6 protein-coding genes are annotated in these 9,362 nt (G+C 41.6%); 3 read left to right on the top strand and 3 right to left on the bottom strand.

What is annotated here, in order from left to right; all coding sequences use genetic code 11:
• Positions 1 to 501: 501 nt before the first annotated feature.
• Together CWC14_RS13945 and CWC14_RS13940 are read left to right on the top strand one after the other, a co-directional pair.
• Positions 502 to 1,671 carry a DcaP family trimeric outer membrane transporter gene (locus tag CWC14_RS13945; RefSeq protein WP_138563443.1) on the top strand — a complete coding sequence of 390 codons (1,170 nt, stop codon included), beginning with the start codon at positions 502 to 504 and terminating at the stop codon, positions 1,669 to 1,671.
• 203 nt (positions 1,672 to 1,874) lie between these two features.
• Positions 1,875 to 3,995, top strand: coding sequence for a TonB-dependent siderophore receptor (locus CWC14_RS13940; protein ID WP_171036855.1), 2,121 nt, complete (start codon positions 1,875 to 1,877; stop codon positions 3,993 to 3,995).
• Positions 3,996 to 4,104: 109 nt separating this feature from the next.
• On the opposite strand, the gene recA is transcribed toward CWC14_RS13940, so the two are convergent.
• Both recA and CWC14_RS13930 read right to left on the bottom strand, forming a co-directional pair.
• Complete coding sequence (gene recA, locus CWC14_RS13935) at positions 4,105 to 5,148, bottom strand: recombinase RecA (RefSeq protein ID WP_058155138.1); 1,044 nt, start codon at positions 5,146 to 5,148, stop codon at positions 4,105 to 4,107.
• A 68-nt stretch (positions 5,149 to 5,216) separates the two neighbouring features.
• Positions 5,217 to 5,705, bottom strand: coding sequence for a CinA family protein (locus CWC14_RS13930; RefSeq protein WP_024602330.1), 489 nt, complete (start codon positions 5,703 to 5,705; stop codon positions 5,217 to 5,219).
• A gap of 21 nt (positions 5,706 to 5,726) precedes the next feature.
• On the opposite strand from CWC14_RS13930, the gene mutS reads away from it, so the two are divergent.
• Positions 5,727 to 8,312 carry a DNA mismatch repair protein MutS gene (gene mutS / locus CWC14_RS13925; protein WP_138563439.1) on the top strand — a complete coding sequence of 862 codons (2,586 nt, stop codon included), beginning with the start codon at positions 5,727 to 5,729 and terminating at the stop codon, positions 8,310 to 8,312.
• 61 nt (positions 8,313 to 8,373) lie between these two features.
• Here the strand turns inward: mutS and rpoS are convergent, their stop codons facing one another.
• The gene (gene rpoS / locus CWC14_RS13920; RefSeq protein ID WP_033102888.1) at positions 8,374 to 9,345 is read right to left on the bottom strand and encodes an RNA polymerase sigma factor RpoS; all 972 of its coding nucleotides are present in this window, start codon (positions 9,343 to 9,345) and stop codon (positions 8,374 to 8,376) included.
• Positions 9,346 to 9,362 lie beyond the last annotated feature (17 nt).

Raw genomic sequence — 9,362 nt, 5'->3', positions numbered from 1 at the left:
ATGCCAAACAGGCGCTGCCCGAAGGGTTCTGCCTAGGGGCGATTTACTCTTTGTTGCCTACATGGATGTAGGTAAGGGGCGTGAGCAGGACGCGGAAGCTTTGCTCGGTTTTTACTTAGCCCACTAGGTTACAAACCTCGCGCCGTGATTTAATCGCCCCTAGTTTGAACAAATTTTAATCCGCAAAGGTCAACAGACCCCAATATCTTATCTATAATCCCATGAGTTACACTTGATTTACATGAAAATACACATTATTAAAGCAAAGAATTTGAACAACCTATATTTATTAAACCTTAGTCTAATAGACTAATAGTTGATTGAGTAAATTGTGTACATATACAACAGTAGCTTAAATATATAAAAGTATTGACTGTTTATTAACAATCCGTATTTACTAACAAATTAAATTAAAACTATGTAAATTCAATTTGTTAGTACTATATAAGTAACACACGTTAGAAAAAACATACAACAAGTAGCCTATAAAAGGACGCAACAATGAAACTTACTCCAATTAAAACACTGGCAGCTACAGCTGTACTTTGTGCACTTTCTAGCACAACTTATGCCGCAACAGCTGCAAAAATAGGTGATACCGAATTCACCTACGGTGGATACATTAAACTCGACACTATGTGGAGTGACTACTCAGCAGGTGCGCCTGCAGGCAGCAGTGTTGGCCGTGACTTTTATGTACCAAGTACATTAACAGTTGGTAGCGATGATAGTTCAGACGCTGTATTTGATATGCACGCTCGTGAGTCACGTTTCAATTTTGGAACTGCTACCTTATTAGATAACGGTAAAACGGTTAAAACTAAAATAGAACTAGACTTTTTAGCTTCTGCCCCAGGCGGTAACGAGCGTGTGTCTAATTCATATTCGCCGCGTATTCGCCATGCATTTATTTCTTATGATGGCTGGTTATTTGGTCAAACATGGTCAAACTTTCAAAACGTTGGTGCATTACCAGAAGCGCTTGATTTTGTTGGCCCAGCAGAAGGCACAGTGTTCGTTCGTCAATCTCAAATTAAATACACTACGGGCGCATGGTCTTTCTCTTTAGAAAACCCAGAAAGTACAATTACAACACCTGGTGGTGGCATGGCAGTGACGGATGATGCCTCATTACCTGATTTTACTGCACGCTATACTCACAAAGCGGATTGGGGTAACTTTGTAGTTGCTGCACTCGCTCGTCAATTAACTTATAAAGTAGGCGGTGTTGATGCCGATGAAACTTCTTTTGGTGTCAGTGCATCAGGTATGGTTAAACTAGGTGAAGACAACCTTAAATTTATGCTTACTCAAGGTAAAGGGTTAGGCCGTTATGTTGGTCTAAACGTAGCACGTGGTGCAGTACTCAACGGTGATGATTTAGATGCCATTGATTCAACATCTGGTTTTATTGCGTATCAACATAAGTGGAACAGCCAATGGCGCTCTACATTCCTATATTCGTTTTTCTCAGCAGATAACAATACAGACTTACTTTCATTCTCAGGTGATCCGACAGAATCAAGCCAAAGCTACAGCGCAAATATTCTGTACTCACCGGTTAAACGCTTAACCTTTGGTGCTGAATTAAAACATGCAGAACGTGAGCTTGAAAGTGGCGTAGATGGCGATATGGATCGCTTACAGTTCTCTGTTAAATATGCATTTTAATTTCTTTACTGATTAAAGTACTGATTTACTTCCTGAGCGGCTTCGGCCGCTTTTTTTTGGTTTTTAACTAGCGCTCAGGTTAACTACAACCACACGCTTTATTTAAAAAATATCAAAGATGTGTAAAATACCGACTTAACGCAATTGCAAATCACTCTCATTTAGATTAAATTACACCCACATTTTATCTTATGGGAAACAAGATGCTGTACAAACATAAAAAATCTGCATTTAAACTGAGTCTACTTACTTCACTGGTTTTATCTGGGCATGCTATTGCTAACGACACGCAAGACGACCTACCTCTAGAAAAAATTGCCGTTTATGGGCAACATCATAAAAATTATATTACCGAAGAAGCACAGTCAGCGACTAAGCTAGGTTTAACAATTAAAGAAACTCCACAGTCAATTTCTGTTGTCTCACGCGCGTTGATGGATGACTTTTCACTTGATGATATTAACGCTGTATTAGAAAGCACCCCAGGCGTAACAGTGGAACAAATAGAAACCGATCGTACTTACTTTAAAGCCCGTGGTTTTGAAATAACTAACTTTTTAATTGATGGCTTAGGTATTCCACAAAGTTCAGGTTCAATTCAGGGAACATTAGATACAGCAATCTACGACCGCGTTGAAATAGTGCGTGGTGCCAATGGCATGATGACCGGTGCAGGTAATCCATCAGCTACTATAAATATGGTGCTAAAAAAACCAACCTACACAACACAAGCTAATGCATCGGCTTCTTATGGTTCGTGGAATAATAAACGTGTAGATATTGATGTTTCCACACCGATTAACGACGAACACGCCGTTCGTGTTGTATTTACTAAGCAAGATAAAGAGTCGTACCTAGACCGTTACGAAACCGATAAGACCATTGCCTACCTTGCCTATGAGGGTAAGCTAACTGACGATACATTACTAAGCATTAACTATGTAAACCAGCAAAAAGATGCCGATAGCCCTCTATGGGGCGCGTTACCGCTTTATTACACTGATGGTTCACCAACTGATTATGATGAGTCAACTAGTACAGCTGCAGATTGGTCGTATTGGGATAATAGCGCTGAACGTATATATGTAACACTTGAGCAAAACTTATCAGCGACTTGGGTTGCTAAAGCCCGTTATGCCCATATAAAAAATGAACAAAATTCTGAGTTATTTTATGTATATGGTACCCCAGATAAAGATACTGGTTTAGGTTTAACCGGCTATGCGAGTCGTTATGATTACAAAGACACCCAAGATTTGTTTGATTTATATGCCAGCGGTAAGTTTGAGCTATTTTCGCTAGAGCACGACTTATCATTCGGCATTAGCCAGGCAAACATGGACTTTAATGACCAATCGCTTTATGACTACACTACAGGTAATGGTTTTCCAGGTATGCCTGATTTAGCGACTTGGGATGGTGTTATTCCAGAAGCGACACTGGCTGATAAACCTAACGGCAGTGATGTACAAAATACACAAAGATCGGCCTATGTTTCAACTCGTATAAAACTAGCAGAACCATTAAGCATTTTGGCTGGCGTACGCTATACCGACTGGGAAACTAAAGGTACTGCTTATGATGTAGTGCAAACCCGTGATGACTCAGAATTAATTCCTTATATTGGTACTGTGTACGATTTTACCGAGTCATTATCAGCTTACGCTAGCTACACAGAAACGTTTGTACCACAAAAAGAGTTAGACATTAACGCTGAACAACTGGCTCCTGTTATTGGTAAAAGTGCTGAAGTTGGTTTAAAAGCACAACTTTTAGGTGAGCAAGTATTTGTAACACTGGCCTATTTTGATGCTAAGCAAGATGGACTTGCTGTTGCACTTCCGGGCTCCCTTCCAAGCGATACGCGTTATTACGCTGCAGATGGTATTAACAGTGATGGTTTCGAAATTGAATTAAGCGGTCGCTTAACTGATGATTTAAGTGCCAGTATCAGCTTTAGTAATTTAAGTATTGATGGTGATGAACTCGTTAAAGATTACACCCCAGAAAACCAATTAAAAATGGCAGCCACTTATCAAGTGCCATTTATTGATGGTTTAACCTTAGGTGCTAATTACCGCTGGCAAGATTCTATTAGCCGTGTGCAAGTAAAAGATCCAGCAGGCAACGCATTGGCAACAACAAAACAAGATGCTTATGGCTTACTAGATTTAATGGCCACCTACGAAATTACTCAAAACGTCGGTGTTACCTTTAATGTTAATAACAGTACTGATGAAAAGTACATAAACAGCCTTTATTGGGAGCAAGGTTACTACGGTGCACCGCGTAACTACTCACTGTCAGTTAACTGGCAGCTATAAAGCTAACTAGGTTTTAAGTCGCTTTATAGCAAACAATAAAAAAGCGCTAACCTAATGGTTAGCGCTTTTTTTTAAGCTCGGATCAAATCAAGCTTTAAAACAAATGGGCTTAAAGGTCGCCTTCATCACCTAATACGTCTTCGCCATCTTCTGGCTCAACTGTTGCTTTTAGCAATAGCATCTCTCGTAATTTACCTTCAATTTCATCTGCAATTTCAGGGTTTTCTTTAAGGAACTTAATCGAATTAGACTTACCTTGGCCAACTTTGTTGCCATTGTAGCTGTACCAAGCACCTGCTTTTTCAACAATTTTATGCTTAACACCTAAATCAATCAGCTCGCCCTGCTTAGAAATACCTTCACCATACATAATGATAAATTCAGCTTGTTTGAACGGCGGTGCTACTTTGTTCTTCACAACTTTAACACGCGTTTCGTTACCAACAACCTCGTCGCCTTCTTTTACCGAGCCAATACGACGAATATCAATACGTACAGAGGCGTAAAATTTCAGGGCGTTACCACCAGTTGTTGTTTCAGGATTACCAAACATTACACCAATTTTCATACGGATTTGGTTAATGAAAATACATAGCGTGTTTGAGCGCTTAATGTTACCTGTAAGCTTACGTAATGCTTGTGACATTAAACGTGCTTGTAGGCCCATGTGTGAATCACCCATGTCGCCTTCAATCTCCGCTTTTGGTGTTAATGCAGCAACAGAATCGACAATCACTACATCAACCGCGCTTGAACGCACTAACATGTCACAAATTTCCAGTGCTTGTTCACCCGTATCTGGTTGAGATACAAGTAACTCATCAATATTAACGCCTAGCTTTTGTGCGTAAACTGGATCAAGAGCATGCTCAGCATCAACAAAGGCACACGTTTTACCTTCTTTTTGAGCTTGTGCGATAACTTGTAATGTTAGCGTTGTTTTACCTGATGACTCTGGGCCATATACTTCAACAATACGCCCCATTGGCAAGCCGCCTATACCTAAAGCAATATCAATACCTAGCGAGCCTGTTGATACAGCGTCAATGTTTAACGCCTTGTTATCACCCAATTTCATAATTGAGCCTTTACCAAATTGACGTTCAATTTGTGATAAAGCTGCGTCCAATGCTTTTTGTTTGTTATCGTTCATTTTACTCTCCAAATCCAGCTAATGCACACAAGTATACTGTATGAAATCACAGTATCAAGCTAATTTTATTATTTTATCTTCTCTATTATACTTTTTAAAGAAAATACAATAGCTTGCAGCCTAACTTGCGCCCTATCTCCATCAAATACTTGCTCAAACGTCCAGTGTTTACCGTTAATTTGTAGGCCAAACCACACAAGCCCTACCGGTTTGCCCTCAGTGGCACCACCTGGACCTGCAATTCCTGAAATAGCAATGCCAATATCAGCATTAGCCGCCTTACATGCACCTGCTGCCATCTCAATGACTGTTTGTTCGCTCACCGCGCCAAATTCCTCAAGGGTATCACGCTTCACATTGAGTAATTCATGCTTTGCGTTATTGCTATAAGTGACAAATGCGCGGTCAATATATGCAGAGCTTCCGGGGGTATCAGTAAGCGAATAACTCACTCCACCACCAGTACATGATTCAGCGGTAGTGATCCATAAGCGTTTATCCGTTAAAATAGCGCCTAATTGCGCAGCAAGTGTCTTAATCTCTTGATGTAATTCCATATTCAGCCTTTGGGTAAATACATGTCGTTTGATCTTTATGCACCGCACACTATAAAACAACAAACCCCTATGATGCAGCAGTATCTAAAAATAAAATCAGAGCATCGCGATATTTTATTGTTTTATCGGATGGGGGATTTTTACGAACTCTTTTTTGACGACGCAAAACGCGCTGCGCAATTGCTTGATATTTCACAAACACATCGTGGCAAAGCCGGCGGCGATCCTATTCCTATGGCGGGCGTGCCTTATCATGCAGTAGAAAACTATTTAGCCCGCTTAGTACAAATGGGCGAGTCGGTGGCTATTTGTGAGCAAGTGGGCGACCCAGCCACCAGCAAAGGTCCTGTTGAGCGCAAGGTAGTACGTATTGTCACCCCGGGTACCATTTCTGACGAAGCCTTACTGCAAGAACGCCAAGACAACCTTTTAACCAGTGTTTGGCAAAATAAAAAAGGCCAATACGGTATTGCGTATCTTGATATCAACTCAGGACGCTTTAATGTTGTTGAAGTAAACACTGATGAAGCATTTAGCTCAACGCTACAACGCTTAGCGCCTGCTGAATTACTGTATAGCGAACACTTTGAAAATATTCACTTAATTGAACACATTAAAGGGGCAAGACGTCGCCCTGATTGGGAGTTTGACCTTGATACCGCGCAGCACTTACTGTGCGAGCAGTTTGGGACCAAAGATTTAGTGGGATTTGGCGTCGACAAAGCACATAGCGCCTTGGTGGCAGCAGGCTGTTTAATGCAGTACGTAAAAGATACGCAACGTATTGCATTACCGCACATCCGCGCAATCACTCTTGAGCATAACGAACACGCGGTTATTTTGGATGCGCCAACCCGTAAAAACCTTGAGTTAACGGTTAATTTATCCGGCGGCTTTGAAAACACCTTAGCCCAAGTGCTTGATAAAACAGCAACGGCGATGGGCTCGCGATTACTTAAACGTCGCATTCATACTCCTATTCGTAATAAAGATGAACTCAACTCACGACTTAATGCTATTACTGCCATTTTAGATGCACAATTATGTGGTGAACTGCATGACGCGCTCAAAGAGATTGGTGATATAGAACGTGTAATTGCTCGCTTGGCATTACATACCGCTCGCCCACGCGATTTAACACGGCTTCGTAGTGCGCTTCAAGCATTGGCGCCACTGCATAGCTTATTAAACGATGCAACTGATACACGTATTTCGCATATAATTACGCATTCTAAAGAGCTTCCTGAGCTACAAGCATTACTTGAACGTGCTGTCATTGATAATCCGCCAGTGTTAATTCGTGATGGCGGTGTTATTGCGCCAGGGTATAACAGCGAACTCGATGAGTGGCGTAATTTAAGCCAAGGTGCCACCGATGTGCTTGAACAGCTAGAGCAGCGCGAACGAGAACGCACCGGTATTAGCACACTTAAAATTGGTTATAACCGAGTGCATGGCTTTTTTATTGAAGTGAGTCGCGCCAACTCGCACTTAGTGCCTGCAGATTACATTCGTCGTCAAACATTAAAAAATAACGAACGCTATATAATCCCAGAACTAAAAGAACACGAAGACAAAGTCCTCGGCAGTCAATCAAAAGCGCTGGCCCTTGAAAAACAATTATACGAACAGTTATTTGAATTTATAGCTCCGCATATTGAGCAGCTACAAATAATGGCCTCAGTAATTGCCGATCTAGATGTACTGAACAATTTAGCAGAGCGTGCCCAAACACTTAATTATGCCAAGCCTGAGCTTTGCGATAGCGATAATATCAGCATTAAACAAGGCCGCCACCCTGTGGTAGAGCAGGTAATGAAAGACCCGTTTATTGCCAATCCTGTGGAGCTCAATAACCAGCGTAAAATGTTGATTATTACCGGCCCTAACATGGGCGGTAAATCAACCTACATGCGCCAAACTGCGCTTATTGTGCTTATGGCACATATTGGCTGTTACGTTCCTGCCGATAGCGCTAAAATTGGTAATATAGATAGAATATTTACCCGTATTGGCGCCAGTGACGACTTAGCATCTGGGCGTTCAACCTTCATGGTTGAAATGACCGAAACCGCGGCTATTTTAAATAATGCCACCGCGCAATCATTGGTGCTTATGGATGAAATAGGCCGAGGAACCAGTACTTACGATGGTTTATCACTGGCGTACGCGACGGCTGATCACCTCGCTTCAAAAATAGCGGCTAAAACCCTGTTTGCAACCCATTACTTTGAACTTACAGAGCTTGCAGAGCAAACGCCTGGGCTGGTTAATGTGCACCTAGATGCCATCGAACACAACGATACCATTGCCTTTATGCATACGGTATTAGATGGCGCAGCGAGTAAGAGCTTTGGTTTGCAAGTAGCTGCACTGGCCGGGGTGCCTAAAGCGGTTATTGCCCAAGCTAAACAAAAGCTAAGCTTGCTTGAAAACCATCAAAGTGTCACCACAGTCACTACAGAGCAACAGGTTTTACCGTTTGATAGTGAACCGCAAATAATTCAGCCTAGTGAGCTTGAGCAACAAATGAGCGCAATAGACCCTGATAACCTATCACCGCGTCAGGCGCATGAACTGCTTTATAAATTAAAAGCACTGCTTTAAACGCAAACAGCCCGGCTTAAAAAGCCGGGCTGTATTCATTTCTCTGTGTGTTTAGATTAGATTAAGCAAATTGTTCAAATAAGCTTTCGGTACTTAAGCCTTCTTGTTGCAAAATATCTTTTAAGCGGCGCAGCGCTTCAACCTGTATTTGGCGAACTCGCTCACGGGTTAAGCCTATTTCACGGCCTACATCTTCAAGGGTTGAGGGTTCATAGCCTAGTAAACCAAACCGACGTGCAAGTACTTCGCGTTGCTTAGGGTTTAATTCACCTAACCAGTCAATAATATGCGTATTCATATCGTTGTTTTGTACTTCACCTTCAGGGCCTACATTTTTTTCATCAGCTATCACATCTAATAATGCACTGTCATTCTCGCTACCAATGGGCATATCTACAGAGGCTATTTTTTCATTTAGGCGTAGCATTTTGGTGACGTCTTCAACCGGTCTATCTAAGCTTTCTGCAATTTCTTCTGCGGTAGGCTCATGATCAAGCTTTTGCGTTAGCTCACGTGCTGTACGTAAATAAACGTTAAGCTCCTTAACTACATGAATAGGCAAACGAATCGTACGCGTTTGATTCATTATCGCCCGCTCAATGGTTTGACGTATCCACCATGTAGCATAAGTAGAAAATCGAAAACCACGTTCAGGATCAAACTTTTCAACCGCTCTAATGAGTCCTAAGTTACCTTCTTCAATTAAATCGAGTAGAGCAAGCCCACGATTGTTATACCTGCGCGCAATTTTCACAACCAAGCGTAAGTTACTTTCAATCATGCGTTTACGGGAAGCTTCACAGCCTTTAAGCGATTTTCGTGCAAAAAAAACTTCTTCTTCGGCACTTAATAGAGGGGAAAAACCAATTTCGCCTAGGTATAACTGAGTGGCGTCGAAGTTTTTAGTGACTTCTTCTTTAACAAATACGTCTTCATCTTCCACGTCATCAAGTAGTTGCGTTGGCTCTTCAACTTTTGAATCGTCAAACTTATCATCAGTGGGGGTTTTCTCAGCTTTTGCTACATCAGCCATAAGACTTCTCCTGAGCA

It is taken from the genome of Pseudoalteromonas sp. S3260, assembly GCF_005886925.1.
Taxonomy (GTDB): domain Bacteria; phylum Pseudomonadota; class Gammaproteobacteria; order Enterobacterales; family Alteromonadaceae; genus Pseudoalteromonas; species Pseudoalteromonas tetraodonis.
This window is presented reverse-complemented; position numbering and strand designations above follow the sequence as displayed.